The sequence below is a fragment of the Streptomyces sp. NPDC051243 genome, assembly GCF_044455405.1.
Classification (GTDB): Bacteria; Actinomycetota; Actinomycetes; order Streptomycetales; family Streptomycetaceae; genus Streptomyces.
Genome location: NZ_JBITES010000011.1, coordinates 279,895 through 295,863, shown reverse-complemented (window position 1 = coordinate 295,863; position 15,969 = coordinate 279,895). Strand labels below are relative to the sequence as shown.

15 protein-coding genes are annotated in these 15,969 nt (G+C 72.4%); 8 read left to right on the top strand and 7 right to left on the bottom strand.

Features of this window, described 5'->3' with window-relative positions; translation table 11 throughout:
• Positions 1–100: 100 nt before the first annotated feature.
• Positions 101–550 (top strand): RpiB/LacA/LacB family sugar-phosphate isomerase, encoded by a 450-nt coding sequence (locus ACIBAG_RS28605; RefSeq protein ID WP_399108778.1) that lies wholly within the window; start codon positions 101–103, stop codon positions 548–550.
• Positions 551–695: 145 nt separating this feature from the next.
• On the opposite strand, the gene ilvY is transcribed toward ACIBAG_RS28605, so the two are convergent.
• Positions 696–1,577, bottom strand: coding sequence for an HTH-type transcriptional activator IlvY (ilvY, locus tag ACIBAG_RS28600; RefSeq protein ID WP_399108777.1), 882 nt, complete (start codon positions 1,575–1,577; stop codon positions 696–698).
• A gap of 88 nt (positions 1,578–1,665) precedes the next feature.
• Here ilvY and ACIBAG_RS28595 point away from each other — a divergent pair, with 88 nt between their 5' ends.
• Entirely contained in the window at positions 1,666–3,174 is a 1,509-nt protein-coding gene (locus ACIBAG_RS28595; RefSeq protein ID WP_399108776.1) for a ketol-acid reductoisomerase, read from the top strand.
• A complete protein-coding gene (locus tag ACIBAG_RS28590; protein ID WP_399108775.1) occupies positions 3,171–3,698 on the top strand; it encodes an SMI1/KNR4 family protein in 528 nt (175 codons plus the stop codon). Before ACIBAG_RS28595 ends, ACIBAG_RS28590 begins: the two co-directional genes overlap by 4 nt.
• 317 nt (positions 3,699–4,015) lie before the next feature.
• Here the strand turns inward: ACIBAG_RS28590 and ACIBAG_RS28585 are convergent, their stop codons facing one another.
• On the bottom strand, positions 4,016–4,600 hold the full coding sequence (locus ACIBAG_RS28585; protein ID WP_399108773.1) for a DUF4865 family protein: 585 nt from the start codon (positions 4,598–4,600) through the stop codon (positions 4,016–4,018).
• A gap of 31 nt (positions 4,601–4,631) precedes the next feature.
• A complete protein-coding gene (locus ACIBAG_RS28580; RefSeq protein WP_399108771.1) occupies positions 4,632–5,234 on the bottom strand; it encodes a TetR/AcrR family transcriptional regulator in 603 nt (200 codons plus the stop codon).
• A 180-nt stretch (positions 5,235–5,414) separates the two neighbouring features.
• Here ACIBAG_RS28580 and ACIBAG_RS28575 point away from each other — a divergent pair, with 180 nt between their 5' ends.
• The 3 genes from ACIBAG_RS28575 to ACIBAG_RS28565 are packed head-to-tail and all read left to right on the top strand — an operon-like array spanning position 5,415 to position 9,063.
• Positions 5,415–5,696, top strand: a complete 282-nt coding sequence (locus ACIBAG_RS28575) for an SHOCT domain-containing protein (RefSeq protein WP_399108770.1) — start codon at positions 5,415–5,417, stop codon at positions 5,694–5,696.
• Positions 5,693–6,505, top strand: coding sequence for an ABC transporter ATP-binding protein (locus ACIBAG_RS28570; protein ID WP_399108768.1), 813 nt, complete (start codon positions 5,693–5,695; stop codon positions 6,503–6,505). Before ACIBAG_RS28575 ends, ACIBAG_RS28570 begins: the two co-directional genes overlap by 4 nt.
• Positions 6,502–9,063 (top strand): ABC transporter permease, encoded by a 2,562-nt coding sequence (locus ACIBAG_RS28565; protein ID WP_399108767.1) that lies wholly within the window; start codon positions 6,502–6,504, stop codon positions 9,061–9,063. Before ACIBAG_RS28570 ends, ACIBAG_RS28565 begins: the two co-directional genes overlap by 4 nt.
• Before the next feature lie 34 nt (positions 9,064–9,097).
• On the opposite strand, the gene ACIBAG_RS28560 is transcribed toward ACIBAG_RS28565, so the two are convergent.
• Together ACIBAG_RS28560 and ACIBAG_RS28555 are read right to left on the bottom strand one after the other, a co-directional pair.
• The gene (locus ACIBAG_RS28560; protein ID WP_399108766.1) at positions 9,098–9,640 is read right to left on the bottom strand and encodes an ATP-binding protein; all 543 of its coding nucleotides are present in this window, start codon (positions 9,638–9,640) and stop codon (positions 9,098–9,100) included.
• Between the two features lie 187 nt (positions 9,641–9,827).
• A complete protein-coding gene (locus ACIBAG_RS28555) occupies positions 9,828–10,151 on the bottom strand; it encodes a hypothetical protein (protein WP_399108764.1) in 324 nt (107 codons plus the stop codon).
• Between the two features lie 338 nt (positions 10,152–10,489).
• On the opposite strand from ACIBAG_RS28555, the gene ACIBAG_RS28550 reads away from it, so the two are divergent.
• Positions 10,490–11,614 carry a PLP-dependent cysteine synthase family protein gene (locus ACIBAG_RS28550; protein ID WP_399108762.1) on the top strand — a complete coding sequence of 375 codons (1,125 nt, stop codon included), beginning with the start codon at positions 10,490–10,492 and terminating at the stop codon, positions 11,612–11,614.
• A gap of 221 nt (positions 11,615–11,835) precedes the next feature.
• On the opposite strand, the gene ACIBAG_RS28545 is transcribed toward ACIBAG_RS28550, so the two are convergent.
• Positions 11,836–12,315 carry an SRPBCC family protein gene (locus ACIBAG_RS28545; RefSeq protein WP_399108761.1) on the bottom strand — a complete coding sequence of 160 codons (480 nt, stop codon included), beginning with the start codon at positions 12,313–12,315 and terminating at the stop codon, positions 11,836–11,838.
• 122 nt (positions 12,316–12,437) lie between these two features.
• On the bottom strand, positions 12,438–13,268 hold the full coding sequence (locus tag ACIBAG_RS28540; RefSeq protein WP_399108759.1) for a DeoR/GlpR family DNA-binding transcription regulator: 831 nt from the start codon (positions 13,266–13,268) through the stop codon (positions 12,438–12,440).
• A gap of 292 nt (positions 13,269–13,560) precedes the next feature.
• On the opposite strand from ACIBAG_RS28540, the gene ACIBAG_RS28535 reads away from it, so the two are divergent.
• Positions 13,561–15,921 (top strand): hypothetical protein, encoded by a 2,361-nt coding sequence (locus tag ACIBAG_RS28535; protein WP_399108757.1) that lies wholly within the window; start codon positions 13,561–13,563, stop codon positions 15,919–15,921.
• Positions 15,922–15,969: the final 48 nt, after the last annotated feature.

The following is a 15,969-nucleotide window of genomic DNA, read 5'->3' as shown; positions in this document are numbered from 1 at the left end:
CCTCCTGCACCGACGCTACCGACGACCGCTCGCACCCGCTGACCCGCTGACCCGCTGACTCCCCTCCGGATCCGCGAGCCCCGCCGAGTAGGCTCGTGACATGCGGATCTCCGTCTCCTCGGACATGGACGAACCAGTCGCGCGCTCGCTCGTCACCGAGCTGCGCGATCGAGGCCACGAGGTGGTGACGTACGGCGCGCTGAGCCCCGGCGCCGACCCGCAGTGGGCCGCCTGCTCGGAGGCGGCCGCCCGCGAGGTCGCCGACGGTACGGCCGACCAGGCGGTCGTGTGCTGCTGGACCGGCACGGGCGCGTCGATCGCCGCGAACAAGGTGCCCGGGGTGCGGGCTGCCCTGTGCACGGACGCCTACACGGCCGACGGCGCCCGCCGCTGGAACGACGCCAATGTGCTGGCCCTCAGCCTGCGGCTCACATCCGAGCCGCTGCTCAGGGAGATCCTCGACGCCTGGTTCGCCGGCGAGGCGAGCGGCGATGCCGAGGACCGGGAGAACGTGGCCCGGATCGGACGCCTGGATCTCGGCCGGGCCTAGGTGTATTAACCCTGCGGGTCAATACACCTAGGCCCTGTCGTTCGGCTCATTCCGGCGTCGCGGGGCACCCCCATAGTCGCCGCCGTCCTCCGCCTTGCAGCCGCACGCACCAGACTCCGCTCGGGTGGGTGAAACGCCCAGTTGCTCACAGCCTGCCTGAGCCGAATGACAGGCCCTGGGCGGCCGTCAGGCTCCACAGCGCCGCCACCAGCGGCCGCCGCAGATCCGCCCGCCGTACGCACAGCCCGATCGGGAACGGCTCCGGCGGCGGATCGGCGTCGATCACCGAAAGCCGGTCGCGTACCGCGCTGTGCTCCAGTACGAGGCGCGGCACCACGCCCGTGCCGCAGCCCAGGGCGACCAGTGTCAGCAGGCCTTCGTGGCCGTCGGGCTCGCAGGCCACCTCGGGTGCCGTGCCACGGCCGCGGAACCAGCGGTCGGCGGCCTCGCGGACCAGCCCGCGGTGGGGGAGGACGAAGGGTCCGTCGAGGCCGGGGCCGGGCCTGTCCCGCGCGGTGACCAGGACCAGCTCGGTCACCGCGACCGTCCGGCTCACCAGGGCCTCCGGCAGCCTGGCCGGGATCCCCGCCACGGCCACGTCCACCTCGCCCTCGTCCAGCCGGGCCAGCGCCGCCGCCGCGTCACCGGTGCGCAGATCGAGCCGTACCTGCGGGTGGGCCGCGCGGAACGGGGCCAGCAGATCGGGCAGCAGCGCCTGACAGGCGGTCACCGTGGCGAACACGGCGAGGCGGCCGGTGAGTTGGGCCGGGTCGGGATGCTGCTCGCGGTAGGCACGCCACAACTCCAGCGCCTGGACGGCGTATTCGCGGAAGCGGTGGCCCTCGGCGGTCAGGGACACCCCTCGCGGGCCGCGGTCGAACAGCCGGTGCCCGAGATCCGCCTCCAGCCGCTGGACGGTCCGGGTCAGCGTCGCCGGGCTGACATGGCAGTCGAGGCTGGTCCGTCCGAAGTTCAGCGTCTGCGCCAGATGGAGGAAGAGACGCAGCTCGCGGTGATCGTCGCGCATCCCATGACCTGAGCCTTTCATTTCGCGCAACAGTCCGCTGCGGAAGTTGCGCTTGCTGCAACACCCGAGCCGAGCCTACAACTCGACCATGACCTCGACCACGTACACCTCCCGCGTCTTCACCCTCGAAACGATGGACGTGCCCGGCGGCACGGAGACCATCCTGCGCGGCGGCCGCCACCTCTTCCCGCTGCTGCCGAGGGCGTTCGCCGGCGTCCGCCGCATCGGGGTGCTCGGCTGGGGCCCACAGGGCCGCGCCCAGGCCCTGAACCTGCGCGACTCCCTCGCCGGCACCGGCATCCGGGTGGCCGTCGGACTGCGCCCCGGCTCCCGCTCGTCCGCCGACGCCCGGGCCCACGGCTTCACCGAGGAAGACGGCACGCTCGGCGACTGGCTCGCCGTCGCCGCCGGCAGCGACCTGGTGATCCTGCTGATCGCCGACGCCGCACTCGCCGCCCACCACGGGGAGATCTTCGCGGCCCTGCGGCCCGGCGCGGTCATCGGCCTCTCGCACGGCTTCCTGCTCGGTCATCTGCGGGAGACGGGCGGCCGGTTCCCGCAGGGGCACGGGGTGATCGCCGTGTGCCCCAAGGGGATGGGCGACTCCGTACGCCGGCTCTACGAGCAGGGCGCCGAGATCAACGGCGCCGGAATCAACAGCAGTTTCGCCGTGCACGCCGACCCCGACGGCCGGGCCGTCGACATCGCGCTCGGCTGGTCGGTGGCGCTGGGCTCGCCGTGCACCTTCCGCACCACGCTGGAGCGCGAGTACCGCTCCGACATCGTCGGCGAGCGCGCCATCCTCCTCGGCGCCGTCCACGCCATCGTCGAGAGCCTCTACGGCCGCTGCCGACTCGCCGGGGACGACGAGGTGACGGCGTACGAGCGTTCCTGCGAGAACGTCACCGGCCCGATCGCCCGGACGATCTCCCGTGCGGGACTGCGGGCCGTGCGCGAGGGTCTCGACACCGACGGCCGGGACGTCTTCGACCGCGCCTACACGGCGACGTACGGCCCCGCCCGGGAGATCGTCGCCGAGATCTACGACGAGGTCGCCGACGGCACCGAGCTGCGCAGCGTGATCCTGGCCGAACGGCGGCTGGGCGCACGCCCGATGAGCCGGATCGGCGGCTCGCCGATGTGGGCGGTGAGCCGGCGGGCGCACACCCGGCGCACCGAACGGGAGCTGCCCGTCGACCCGTTCACCGCAGGGGTGTTCGTCGCCACCATGACGGCCCAGGTCGACGAGTTCGCCGAGCGCGGCCACCCCTGGTCGGAGATCGTCAACGAGTCGGTCATCGAGGCCGTCGACTCGCTGCTGCCCTACATGCACGCCCGGGACGTGGCGTACATGGTCGACAACTGCTCCCGCACGGCCCGCCTCGGCGCCCGCCGCTGGGGCCCGCGGTTCCAGGCGGCCTACGAGCAGATCGCCTACCCCGCCGCCGAACGCCCCGCGAACGCATCCTTGTTGACGGCCTTCGACACGCACCCCGTGCACGAGGCGCTGGCCACGGCGGCGAAACTGCGGCCGTCCGTGGACATCTCGGTCGGCCAGGGCCCGTTGTCAGTGGCGGCGACTAGTCTGCGCGCATGATCGAGACGACCGGCGACGACCGCCGTTTTCCGGCCGCCCTGGCCGACGTGGCCCGGGTGGAGTTCGACTACGACGACGGCGACGGCGTCGACTTCGAGATGTACGAAGCCTTCGACTCCGCCGAGGAGACCACCGACTGGCTGCGCCACTGGACCGGCAACCACGAGCTGGACGGCGACGCCTACCGGGTCTTCGGGCAGGACGGCACCGGCGGTCTCGCCGCCCTGTGGTGTGTGCGGCAGGGAAGACCGCTCGCCGAGCAGCCCGTGGTGTTCTTCGGCTCGGAGGGCGAGAACGCAGTGGTGGCGGGGAACCTGTCCGACTTCCTGTGGGTGCTGGCGGGTGGCGTGGGGCCGCTGGAGGTCGTGCAGTTCGAGCAGTACGAGGGGCGCCCGAACGCGACCCTGACCGAACTGGCCGACCGGCACGCGACCACCCGGCGCCGGCCCGCCCGGGAGATCGTCGCCGAGGCGCAGGCCGAGTTCCCCACCTTCTCCGACGACCTGGACGAACTCTGCCGCTGAGCCCGGTCAGGAACCGCACGGACCGCACTCAGAGCCGGTGTCACATCCCCGGCCGGGCGCGCGACGCCTGGCACGCACTACCCCAAGCTCTTCGAGCAGGGGGGACCCCAGCCGCGTTGCCGAAACGCCCACGTGGCTCCTCCCCCACGCTCGAACCGAGCTTCGCTCGACTCGCGCGGGGGCACCCCCGTCGAGGGCGGCTCCGGCGCCTTGCGATCGCACGCTCCCCCACCCTCGAACCGCGCTTCGCACGGCTCGGGCGGGAGGTGCCCCCACGACGCCGCGCGCTGATCCGGCCGGGGATGTGACACCGGCTCTCACCACTGCCGGCCCCGCGGCAACGCCCCACGCCCCGGCGCCGACAGGTGCAGCACCTGGTACACATCGCCCTCGGCCTTGGGCGTGCCATGGTCCCAGAGCGAGAAGTGGACCAGCTCCCATGTCCCTGTGTCGACAGCGGCGGCCGCCAGCACGGCACCGTCCCGCGCCGCCAGCCGCTCGGTCTCCTCGATCGTGTCCGCCATGAACGCGGCCAACTCCACACCCTCCGGAACCGCTTGGCGCCGCCGTACGGCGAACGCGGCGGGTGAGCCCGCGGCGCCGCCCTCCTCGTACGCGAGCCCCGTCCACTGACGCACGCGCGGCCGCCCGAAGTCGGTCACGGGCCCCTGGAAGGCGCCTTCCCACAGGAAGGCGTTCATGCCCTCCATGGTGTTCCAGAGGTAGAAGGGCCCGTACTGGTTGACGGGCGAGCCGTGCACCCCGCGCTCACGCAGCAGATACGCCTTGACACCGAGGCCGTCCCAGTCGTCCAGCAGATGCCCGACGCGGGCGACGCGGGCGCGGACGACCTCCGTGTCGTAGTCGGCGGGCAGCGTGAACTCGTACTGCATGGCATGCATGCCAAGTCCCTTTCTCAGGCCGGATGATCGGTCACGGGTTCGTGCCGCCCGCGTGCGTGCCGTCGACCGGGGCGAGCAGCGAGAGCAACCCCCGGACACTCGCGTCGAAGGCGGCCGGCGAACCGGACGCGCGGGCGAGGACGTAGCCGCCCTGCACGGTCGCCACGATCGTCGCCGCGATCGCCTCCCCGTCGAGCCCGGCCGCGAACTGGCCCTGCTCCTTGCCTGCCTCGACGATCCCGGCCAGCCGTTCGCGCAGCCAGTCGAGGGTCTCGTCGACGGGCGCGCGCAGGTCGTCGCCGGCGATCACGTCCGGGTCCATCGTCAGCCGCCCGATCGGACAGCCGCGCAGCACATCGCGCTCGCGCAGCAGATACGCCTCGATGCGCTCGTACGGTGTTCCAGGACCGTCGAGTACTCCCGCGGCGGTAGCCCGCATCTCCTCGGCGGTCCGCCGGATCGCGGCGAGCGCGAGGTCCGGCTTCCCCTTGAAGTGGTGGTACATGCTGCCCTGTCCGGCGCCCGAGCGCTCGAGGATCGCCTTGGGGCTGGTGCCCACATAGCCGCGCTCCCAGAGCAGTTCGCGCGTGGACTCGATCAATCGGTCCGCGGTGTTCACGCATCCACTGTACATACTAGTAGTTACAGAATTCGACCTCCGTCGAAGCAGCGGAACCGGCCCCGCGTACTCCCCGCGAGGTACGCGCACTGCCGCTGGCCGTAGGACGACCTGGACCCCCAGGCGGCGCGACTCTCGAGGCATCACCGAACGACCCGGAGAACCCGAACCGACCGACTCGGGAGATGACTCGAGATGCAGACCCTGGCTCACTTCGTGGACGGCGGCCCCGGCCCGTGGATCCTCTTCTTCCCGCTCATCTGGGCGGCCGTCGTGGTCGGCGGCATCACGCTGCTGCGCCGCACGGTGTGGCGCGGGCGCCGCGGCCCCCGGCGCGCGGCGCCCGACGAGAACTCGCCCATCACCGTGCTCGGCCACCGCTTCGCCTCCGGCGAGATCGACGAGGACGAGTACTGGCGCCGGCTGTCCGTCCTGGACGAGCAGTTCGGGCCTACCGGCAAGGGCGGTGCGGTATGACCGCCACGAGCGCCACGAGCGCCACGAGCGCCACGAGCGCCACGAGCGCCACGAGCGCCACGAGCACTGCGACCATCACGCCGACGGCCGCCCGCGTCGTCGATGCCGTGAAGGTGTACGGCAGCGGCGACACCGGCGTGCGGGCCCTGGACGGCGTGAGCGTCGACTTCCCGGTCGGTCGCTTCACCGCGATCATGGGGCCCTCGGGCTCCGGCAAGTCCACCCTGATGCACTGCGCGGCCGGCCTGGACACCCTCACCTCGGGCACCGCCCACATCGGCGACACCGAGCTGAGCAGCCTCGACGACCGCCGCCTCACCCTCCTGCGCCGGGAGCGCGTCGGCTTCGTGTTCCAGTCGTTCAACCTGGTGCCGACGCTGACCGTCGCGGAGAACATCACGCTGCCGCTGGACCTGGCGGGCGGCAAGGGCGACCCGGAGTGGATCGACGCGCTGATCGACGTCGTCGGCCTGAGCGACCGGCTTCACCACCGCCCCTCCGAGCTCTCCGGCGGCCAGCAGCAACGCGTCGCCGTGGCCCGCGCCTTCGCCGGCCGGCCCGACGTCGTCTTCGCCGACGAGCCGACCGGCAACCTCGACTCCCGCTCCGGCGGAGAGGTACTCGGCCTGCTCGGCCGCGCGGTGCGCCAGACGGCCCGCACGGTCGTCATGGTCACCCACGACCCGGTGGCCGCCGCCCACGCCGACGAGGTCGTGTTCCTCGCCGACGGACGCCTGGTCGACCGTATGGAGTCGCCGACCGCCGACAAGGTCCTGGACCGCATGAAAGCCTTCGAGGTGCCGTCATGAACGCCTCCGTCCGCCTGAGCGTGTCCTCCCTTCGCGCGCACAAGCGCCGCTTCTCGGGTACGTTCCTCGCGGTCTTCCTCGGTGTGGCCTTCCTCGCCGGGACGCTCGTCATGGGCGACACACTGCGGGCGAGCTTCGACACGATGTTCGGCAACGCGACCAGCGGTACGGACGCCGTGGTCCGCAGCGCGGACGCCATCACCACGCCCGGCGAGAGCCAGGGCGTACGCGAACCCGTCGCCACGGACCTCGTGAGCACGATCGAACAGGTCCCCGCGGTCGCGGCCGCCGCGCCCAACATCCAGGGCGCCGGCCAGCTGGTGGGCAAGAACGGCGATCCCATCGGCGGCCAGGGCCCGCCCACCCTCGCCGGCAACTGGATCAGCGACCCCGAACTCAACGCGTACCGGCTCGCCGACGGCCGCGTCCCGCGGAAGTCCGGCGAGGTCGTCATCGATCGAGGCACCGCCGAGCGCGGCGACCTGCGCATCGGCGACACGACGACCCTGCGCACGCCGGACCCCGTCAAGGTGACGATCGTCGGCCTCGCGACCTTCGGCGGCGAGGACGGCATGGCCCAGGTGACCTTCACCGGAATGACCCAGGCCGACGCCGAGAGGTATCTCACCGCGCGGCCCGGTGAGGCGGCGAGCATCCAGGTGCGGGCAGGCCCCGGCGTCAGCCAGCAGGAGCTGGTCGACGCACTGACTCCTGTACTGCCCAAGGGAGTCGAGGCCATCACCGGTCAGGAGTCGGCCGAGGAGAACACCGACATGATCTCCAGCCAGTTCCTGTCGGTCTTCACCACCTTCCTCCTGGTGTTCTCCGGTGTCGCCCTGCTCGTGGCGACCTTCTCCATCCACAACACCTTCGCGATCGTCGTGGCCCAACGCACCCGCCAGAACGCCCTGTTGCGCGCCCTGGGAGCCTCGCGCCGCCAGGTCACCGCGTCGACCCTGGTAGAGGCGACGGCCGTCGCCGTCACGGCGTCGGCGGCCGGTCTGGCCGGCGGCATCGGCATCGCGGCCGGACTCCAGGCGCTGTTCCCGGCCATCGGATTCCCCTTCCCCGAGGGCGACTTGGTCATCAGCGCACTCTCCATGGCCCTGCCGCTCGTGGTCGGCATCACGGTCTGTCTCGGCTCCGCCCTGCTGCCCGCCGTGCGCGCCGGCCGCACCGCACCGCTGGCAGCCCTGCGCGAGACGGCCGTGGACACGTCCGGCGCCTCCCGCCTCCGTGCCGTCACCGGTCTGGGTCTCCTCGCCCTCGCGGTCGGCGTGACGCTCGGCGGCGTCCTGCTGTCCCCGTCCATCTGGACAGCGGGTACCGGCGCGGTCCTCGCCCTGGTCGCCTTCGTGGTCCTCGGCCCGGTCGCCTCCACGACGGCCGTACGCATCCTCGGCGGGCCGCTCGACCGGCTGCGGGGCGTCACCGGCGGACTCGCCCGGCGCAACGCCCTGCGCAGCCCGAAGCGGACGGCCGCCACCGCGAGCGCGCTGATGATCGGCGTGGCCGTGGTCTCCCTGTTCACGGTGTTCGGCGCCTCGCTGAAGGCGACCATGGACCAGACCGTGTCCCGTTCCTTCGCGGGCGACGTGGCCGTCAGCACCCCGTCGTTCGGTGCGGGCGGCAGCGGACTGAGCCCGCGCCTCGCCGACGCCGTCCAGCAGCTGCCCGAGGTCGACACGGCCGTCGGACTCGGCCGCGGCGTCGCCGAGGTGGACGGCGAGGGACGGGCACTGACCGTCACCGACCCCGTGGCCCTGGAGCGCACCTTCGACCTGGGCGATGTCCGGGGCTCCCTGCGCGACCTCGGCACCGACGGCATCGCCATCACCGAGCAGGAGGCCGACAAGCGGAACGTGACGACCGGCGACAAGACCCGACTCGCCTTCACCGACGGCCGCACCGAGACCTTCACCGTCCGCGCGGTCTACGGCCGGTCCGAACTCGCCGGCGACCACGTCATCACGCGTGACGCCTGGGCACCGCACCGAACCCAGGACGCCGACACCCTGCTGGCCGTCTCCTTCAAGGACGGCGTGAGCACGGACGCGGGCAAGGCGGCGGTCGAGAAGGTGGCGCAGGGGTACGGCGACCCGCAGGTGCAGACCCGCGACGAGTACGCGCGGTCATCGGCCGGCGGCATCGACATGATGCTGACGCTCGTCTACGCGCTGCTAGCCCTCGCGGTGCTGATCGCGCTCCTCGGCATCGCCAACACCCTCACCCTGGCGATCCACGAGCGCACCCGCGAACTGGGCCTGCTGCGGGCCGTGGGCCAGACCCGCTCCCAGCTGCGTGCGATGGTCCGCTGGGAGTCGGTCCTGGTCGCCGCCTTCGGTACGGTCGGCGGCCTCGTCCTCGGCGGCTTCCTCGGCTGGGTCCTCGTCGAGGCGTCCGACGGCGCGAGCGACAGCGCCTTCGCCTTCGCGCTGCCGCCCCTGCAACTGGCGGTGGTGGCACTGGTCGGCCTCACGGCCGGAGCCCTCGCGGGCCTGCGCCCGGCGCGCCGCGCGGCCCGCCTGGACGTACTGCGGGCCATCGCCACCGAATGAGACCGCCCGCACGGGGGCAATTGTCACCGCCCGGTCAGCCGACAACGGCCGACCGGGCGGGAGCGTGTTCGGGCCTGCGCAGGTCGACCCGCGGCCCGACCTCGGCGAACCGGCGCGCGGGCTTCTCCACGGCCGGAAGCTGCGGCGGGCGCGCGGCCTTGGGCCGTACCGCCGCGCGCGTCGGCAGCGTGAACCACACGACCTTGCCGGACTCGCCGTCCGGCCGCGCACCCCAGCTCTCGCTGACGGCGGCCACCATCGCCAGCCCACGCCCACAGGTGGCGAACGAGTCGGCGTCCTCGACGTCCCCCACGACCGGCAGCCGCGGGTCGTGGTCGCGCACCGAGACCTTGAGCCGGTCGAGCAGCAGCTCGATCTCCACGGTGCACATCTTGTCCGGCTGGGCGTGCTGGTGGACGTTGGTCAACAACTCGGTGACCCCGAGCGCGGCGCGGTCGATCAAGGGGTCCAGATGCCAGTAACGCAACTGCGCCGATACGATTCTGCGGACCTGACCGATCCGCGACGGCAGGGCTTGGAGCTCCACCGTGCAGTGCCTGCTTGGGTAACTGATCACGGCTGCGACTCCCCGACTGAAGAGGTCCGGAAGAACACGAAGTACGGATCCAGCAGGGTGCTTGAGGAAAACGGCCGCCTGCTGCTGACGTGGCCGGCGGGCTGGTTCGCAGCGTTATCGCCGGTAAACCCAGAGTGACGTGAGACCAGCGTGACGCAGGGGGTGCGGTACCGCAACTCGCGGTGACTCAGCCCTTACGCCCCGCGGCCTTCCGTACGGCCTCGATGAACCGGCGTGCCGCGGGCGGACCGGGTTCCCCCGGCGCGGGGTCGTGATCGCCCAGGGTCAGCGAGTAGCGCGTGCCGTTGACGTCCGCCAGCGCCTTGTCGTCCGGCGCGAACCAGGGCTTGGACGCCCGCACTGCCTGCACCGGCGCGCTGTCTATCTCGCTGCCGTAGCTGGTGAGCAACTGCAGCCTGCCGTCGCTGATCCGCACCTGCCCGGCCCGGGTCAGCGAGCGCAGCCGCTTGCCGATCCGCACGCCCGTGGCCGTGAACTCCGGCTCCGCCATGCCCCGCCCCCTTGTGCGCGTCGGTGGCCGGCTCGTTCCGCGTCGGTGTGGCCGGCTCTGGTCGTGATCCAGTGTGCCCCCGCTCGGGATCGCCGTCCCGTCCGGTGCAGTCTGCCCGCGTCCCGCGTCGAGCACCAGTACGCACGTCACGGCCGGCCGGGGCGCTCGGAGCACTCGCGTGAATGCGCCCCCACAGGTGGCGTCGGACAACCGGTCCAGGGATGCCTTTGAGGCTCCCAAAGGTGTGTTTATGCAGGTGAGAAGCGTGCGGAAGATGTTTATGCTCGAAGCGACGGCCGCGCGAGTCGCCGCTGCCGCACAGCATGAGGAGCAGCGCCGTGAGCACCATCCAGCAGATCCCGTCCGGCGTGACCCTCGACGTCGACCACACAGACGCCGCCTACCGCGATTGGCTGAAAGAAGCCGTCCGCAAGGTCCAGGCGGACGCCAACCGCTCGGCCGACACACACCTGCTGCGCTTTCCGCTGCCCGAGCACTGGGGCATCGACCTGTACCTGAAGGACGAGTCGACCCACCCGACCGGCAGCCTCAAGCACCGCCTCGCCCGCTCGCTCTTCCTGTACGGCCTGTGCAACGGCTGGATCCGGCCGGGCCGCCCGGTGATCGAGGCGTCCAGCGGCTCGACGGCCGTCTCCGAGGCGTACTTCGCGAAGCTGATCGGCGTGCCCTTCATCGCGGTCATGCCGCGCACGACGAGCGCCGAGAAGTGCCGCCTGATCGAGTTCCACGGCGGCCAGTGCCACTTCGTGGACGACTCGCGCAAGATGTACGAGGAGTCCGCCCGTCTCGCGGTCGAGACCGGCGGCCACTACATGGACCAGTTCACCTACGCCGAACGGGCCACGGACTGGCGCGGCAACAACAACATCGCCGAGTCCATCTTCCGCCAGCTGAGGCTGGAGCGGTTCCCGGAGCCCGCGTGGATCGTCGCCACGGCCGGCACCGGCGGCACCTCCGCGACCCTCGCCCGGTACGTGCACTACATGCAGCACGACACCCGCATCTGTGTCGCCGATCCGGAGAACTCGTGCTTCTTCGAGGGCTGGACCACCGGTGATCCGGACGTCACCTGTGACTGCGGCTCCCGCATCGAGGGCATCGGCCGGCCGCGCATGGAGCCGAGCTTCGTGCCGGGTGCCATCGACCGGATGATGAAGGTGCCGGACGCGGCGAGCGTCGCCGCCGTACGGGCCCTGGAGCGGGCCATCGGCCGCAAGGCGGGCGGCTCGACCGGCACGGGACTGTGGAGCGCGCTGAAGATCGTCGCCGAGATGGTGGCCGGGGGGCGGCAGGGGAGCGTGGTGACGCTGCTGTGCGACCCGGGGGACCGGTACCTGGACAAGTACTACTCGGACGCCTGGCTGGCCGAGCAGGGCCTGGACATCGCGCCGTACTCGGCGGCCATCGAGCAACTGCTGGCCACGGGCGTGTGGCCGGAGTGAACAGTGGGCCGCAGGGGCCCGGTGAAGAGCCGGCCTCAGGCGGCGGGTGAAGGGGCCCCTCAGGGACCGGGTGGACGGTGGGCCTCGGGCCCCGGGCGAAGAGCGCGCCTCAGGGATCAGACGAACAGCGGGCTTCAGGCCGGGCTCCAGGGACCGGGTGAGCAGCGAGTCCAAGTACCCGGGTGAGCGGCGAGTCTCGGGGGCCGACCGAACAGGGCGCCTCAGTGACGCGCGGACGCCAGCCGCCGGTCCAGCGCGGTCACCGCGCCCCGGAACGACCGGCCGAGGCCCGCCCGCGCGAGGCCGAAGGTGAACCGGAACGGTGCCGTGCCGTCCACCGCGAACGTCCACTGCACCCGCGTGCCCGTCCCCGCCGGGGCGAGCCGCCACTCCTCGACCATGGCCCGCGCCCCCGGCGCGTTGGTCACGTCGACGCGGTAGGCGTACACCTCCGGGCTCTTCGCCGCCAGGACGGTCTCCTCGAAGCGCGTACCGCCCCGGAGCCGGACCTCGCGCCGGGCCCCGTCGTCCAGCGGACGGGCCAGTGCCACCGCCGAGAACCACTCCGACCAGCCCGGCACGTCCTCGGCCAGCGCGCGGAACACCGGCTCCGGGGGAGCGGAGATCTCCCGCGCGAAGACCAGCCGTACGGGCGCGCGCTCGATGAAGTCGAGCCCCACCTCACGCAGCAGGTGAGCCATGGACGAAACCCCCTATGCCGACGCCGCTCCGGGCAGCGCCACCATAGCTGGCGCCCCGTCAGATGTCTGCACCGCCGGCCATCGCACACCTCGGCCACCGCAGACGGCGGACGCCCACGACCTCAGAGGTCGTCGTCCTCCTCGGGCTCGCCCGCCACCACCAGCCGGCGCAGATGCTCAGCGATCTCCGAGCGTGCCTCGGTCGCGAGCCCGGCGTCCGTCACCAGCGTGTCGACCTGCTCCAGCGCCGCGAACGAACTCAGCCCCACCACACCCCACTTGGTGTGGTCGGCGACCACCACGACCCGGCGCGCCGACTGCACCAGGCGCCTGTTGGTCTCGGCCTCCGCCAGGTTCGGCGTGGACAGGCCGGCCTCGACCGATATCCCGTGCACACCGAGGAACAGCACGTCGAAATGGAGTGTCGCGATCGCCTGGTCGGCCACCGGACCCACCAGCGAGTCCGAGGGGGTGCGCACCCCACCGGTCAGCACGACCGTCGCCGCGCCCTGCCGGGGGCCGGTCGTGCGCTGCGCGGCGTGGAAGACATCGGCGACCCGCACCGAGTTCGTGACGACGGTGAGGTCCGGCACGTCGACCAGCTGGTGGGCCAGCGCGTACGTCGTCGTACCGCCCGACAGGGCGATCGCGGAGCCCGGCACGACCAGCTCGGCCGCCGCCCGCGCGATGTCCTCCTTGGCCGTCAGCTCCAGACCCGACTTGGCCTCGAAGCCCGGCTCGTGCGTGCTCGCCTCGACCACCGGCACCGCGCCGCCGTGCACCTTCTCCAGCACGCCCTGCCGGGCGAGCGCGTCGAGATCGCGGCGCACCGTCATGTCCGACACGCCGAGCTTGCGGGTCAGCTCGTTGACGCGGACCCCGCCTCGGCGCCGTACCTCGTCCAGGATCAGGGCGCGCCGCTGCTCCGCGAGGAGGTTCTGATTCTCACTCACGTACGCTCCGGTCCTTTCGCCTCATGCCGTCCGACACACCCTGCGCCACCCCTCCGACAAGGCCATTCTCGCCGTTCACGGTGCGCGGGACGACCCATCCTCGCATGGGTCGGTACCGGTCGCGCCACTGGCTGTCACGACGCGCGCATGTCACTTCCGCATCATCCATTGCTCGGTTGTTCACGCGGATCGGGGAGATTCCGTGACGAGAGGTGTCAAGGACCCTCCGACAGGAGATCCTTGTGCCCGCACGGACAGCAGCCGAAGGCTCGTCACGGGGGAAGTGCGAACAGTGGAACGTGCGCAGGAACGCGCCCGGATCGAGGGCGCCGACACGGCGACGAGCGGTCCCGACGGGCGCGCCGTCGCGGTCACCGACAGTGCGGGGACCGCCCTGGAACTCCTGGTCCACGGTGTCGGCGGGACCACACCGCAGGAGATGCTCGACGATCCGCGGACCGTGCGGATCACCGGCGACGACACGGCCGCCGTGTTCAGGCGGGCCGAGGACGTCGACGCGGAGGACCGGCCGGCCGACTACCGGGGCAAACCGGTCCCCGAAGCGTACGTCTGGTGCAACCTCACCTCCGGCAACAGCGCACGCGCCCTGTGGCTGCTGCTCCTGCCGTTCATGGTGGTCAACCTGGCCCACTGGATGCGCCCGGCGGCACGGGGCCGAGAGCGGACGGTACGTCTGTACGGACTGCTCGTGCGGCTCGCGGGGCTGTCCCTGACCGTGCTGCTCGTCGCCGCCGCCTGCGAGGTCGCGCTGGATCTCACGGCCTGGCAGTGCGCGGGCACGCGCGCGTGCGCCGAGCGGCACACCTGGCTGGGCTTCCTGTCGCCCGTGGTGTCCGAGGGCGGCTGGTGGAGCCACCCGGGCCGCAGGCTCGCCCTCGCCGCCGTGGTGCCCGCCGCGCTGACCGGCCTGCTCTGGTATCTCTCCCGCCGCACCTGGAGCGCGTACGAGTCCCAGCAGCCGATGTCCCGCGACCCCGAGCCGGACGAGGACTCCGGGCGCACCTCCCTGGGCCGCCCCGGCTTCTGGTACGGCCGGCGCCTGGTCGCCCGGCTGCGCGCCGCGCACACCGCCGCCGGCCTGCTCACCGTCGCCGCGGCGGTCGGCTCGGCCGCGGCACGCTTCGACCGCCGGCCGGGTGGACCCGCGCTGCTGGACACGCTGGGGTGGCTCCTGCACGCCGCGCTGATCGCCGGGGCGGCCGTCGTGGGGTGGGTGGTCTGCCGCCGGGGCCGCAGCGAGAGGCGCCTCGACCAGGAACTCGACGAGCGTCTGGTACGCCGGCTCCCGCTCGCCTCGCTCGTCCTGCTGGCGCTCGCGCTGCTCTACGCCGGGTGGGACCGCCCGGGCTGGCAGTCGGCGGGCCGCCTGCCCGGCGACCCCACCTTCGGGGCCATCGCCTTCTTCCAGGGCCTGCTCGTGATCGTCCTCGCCGTGGTCGCCCACCTCCTGCACCGCACGCGTCCCGATCCGCGTGCCGCGATGCGAGGACTGGGTGGACCGGCCGTGGCGATGCTGGCCTGCGCCCTCGGCGGGGTGATGTCCGGCGGGGTCGCCCAGCGCGTGGCCGACTGGCTCGACGGCACCGGCACGTCCATCGCGGGCCCGCCGGTCCTGCTGACCTGGCAGGCCTCCGTCATCCCACCCCTGCTGGTCCTGGTGCTGCTGCTCTGCGGCTGGCTGGCATGGCGGGCCTGGCAACTGCGCCGCACCGAGCTGGGCACGGTGGAACGCGACTACGCGGGGGAGCCCCGGGACACGGCACGCACCCGCCGTATCGCCGGCACGCGCGCGATGGCAACGCTCACCGACCGCGTCCCCCTCGTCGTCGCCGTCACCTCCACCGCGACCCTGCTGCTGGGGGCCGGAGCCCTGGTCGGCGCACTGACCAGCGACAAGACGCCCAGCAAGGCCGCCGGGGGGACGCATGCCTTCGTCCACGGCGCCGCCCAGACGGCGCAGGCGCTGGGCTCCTGGCTGATCGGCGTCGGCTTCATACTGTTCGTCACCTGGGGCCGCCGCGCCTACAAGGACGCCTCCGCGCGACGCACCATCGGCATCCTGTGGGATGTCGGCACCTTCTGGCCGCGTGCCGCGCACCCCTTCGCGCCGCCGTGCTACGCCGAGCGTGCGGTTCCCGACCTGACCTGGCGGATGGCGACCTGGACCCGCGCCGAGGAGGGCCGCCGCCTCGTCATCTGCGGGCACTCCCAGGGCAGTGTGCTCGCGGCCGCGGCGGCCTGGCAGCTGACACCGGCCGACCGCAAGCGGGTCGCGCTCCTCACCTACGGCTCCCCGCTGGAACGCCTCTACGGCCGCTGGTTCCCGGCCCACTTCGGCCCGGCCGCGCTCACCTCCCTGCACGCCGAGGTCGACTGCTGGCGCAATCTCTACCGGCTCACCGACCCCATCGGCGGCCCGGTCCGCCTGCCCGGCGACAAGGGCCCAGCCGTGGACCGCGAACCCCTCAAGGACCCCCTGGCCTACGGCCGCACCCCCGAGCACCCCTTGCCCGCACCCATCCTCGGCCACGGCGAGTACCAGGCGGACCCCGCCTTCGCCGAGGAACGCCAGAGGCTGCTGGCACGGCTGAGCCCGGAGCTGCCGGCACAGCGGCCGGAGTCGGCACCGTAGGGAAACGAACGACTGATTCCCGGAACCGCTCATCGTCGCCGCCCCGGT

Coding starts and splice junctions, on each gene's coding strand:
- ACIBAG_RS28575 (WP_399108770.1), top strand. CDS start 5,415: ATGCAGACCCTGGCTCACTTCGTGGACGGCGGCCCCGGCCCGTGGATC.
- ACIBAG_RS28585 (WP_399108773.1), bottom strand. CDS start 4,600: ATGCATGCCATGCAGTACGAGTTCACGCTGCCCGCCGACTACGACACG.
- ACIBAG_RS28565 (WP_399108767.1), top strand. CDS start 6,502: ATGAACGCCTCCGTCCGCCTGAGCGTGTCCTCCCTTCGCGCGCACAAG.
- ACIBAG_RS28605 (WP_399108778.1), top strand. CDS start 101: ATGCGGATCTCCGTCTCCTCGGACATGGACGAACCAGTCGCGCGCTCG.
- ACIBAG_RS28580 (WP_399108771.1), bottom strand. CDS start 5,234: ATGTACAGTGGATGCGTGAACACCGCGGACCGATTGATCGAGTCCACG.
- ACIBAG_RS28595 (WP_399108776.1), top strand. CDS start 1,666: ATGACCTCGACCACGTACACCTCCCGCGTCTTCACCCTCGAAACGATG.
- ACIBAG_RS28545 (WP_399108761.1), bottom strand. CDS start 12,315: ATGGCTCACCTGCTGCGTGAGGTGGGGCTCGACTTCATCGAGCGCGCG.
- ACIBAG_RS28570 (WP_399108768.1), top strand. CDS start 5,693: ATGACCGCCACGAGCGCCACGAGCGCCACGAGCGCCACGAGCGCCACG.
- ilvY (WP_399108777.1), bottom strand. CDS start 1,577: ATGCGCGACGATCACCGCGAGCTGCGTCTCTTCCTCCATCTGGCGCAG.
- ACIBAG_RS28555 (WP_399108764.1), bottom strand. CDS start 10,151: ATGGCGGAGCCGGAGTTCACGGCCACGGGCGTGCGGATCGGCAAGCGG.
- ACIBAG_RS28590 (WP_399108775.1), top strand. CDS start 3,171: ATGATCGAGACGACCGGCGACGACCGCCGTTTTCCGGCCGCCCTGGCC.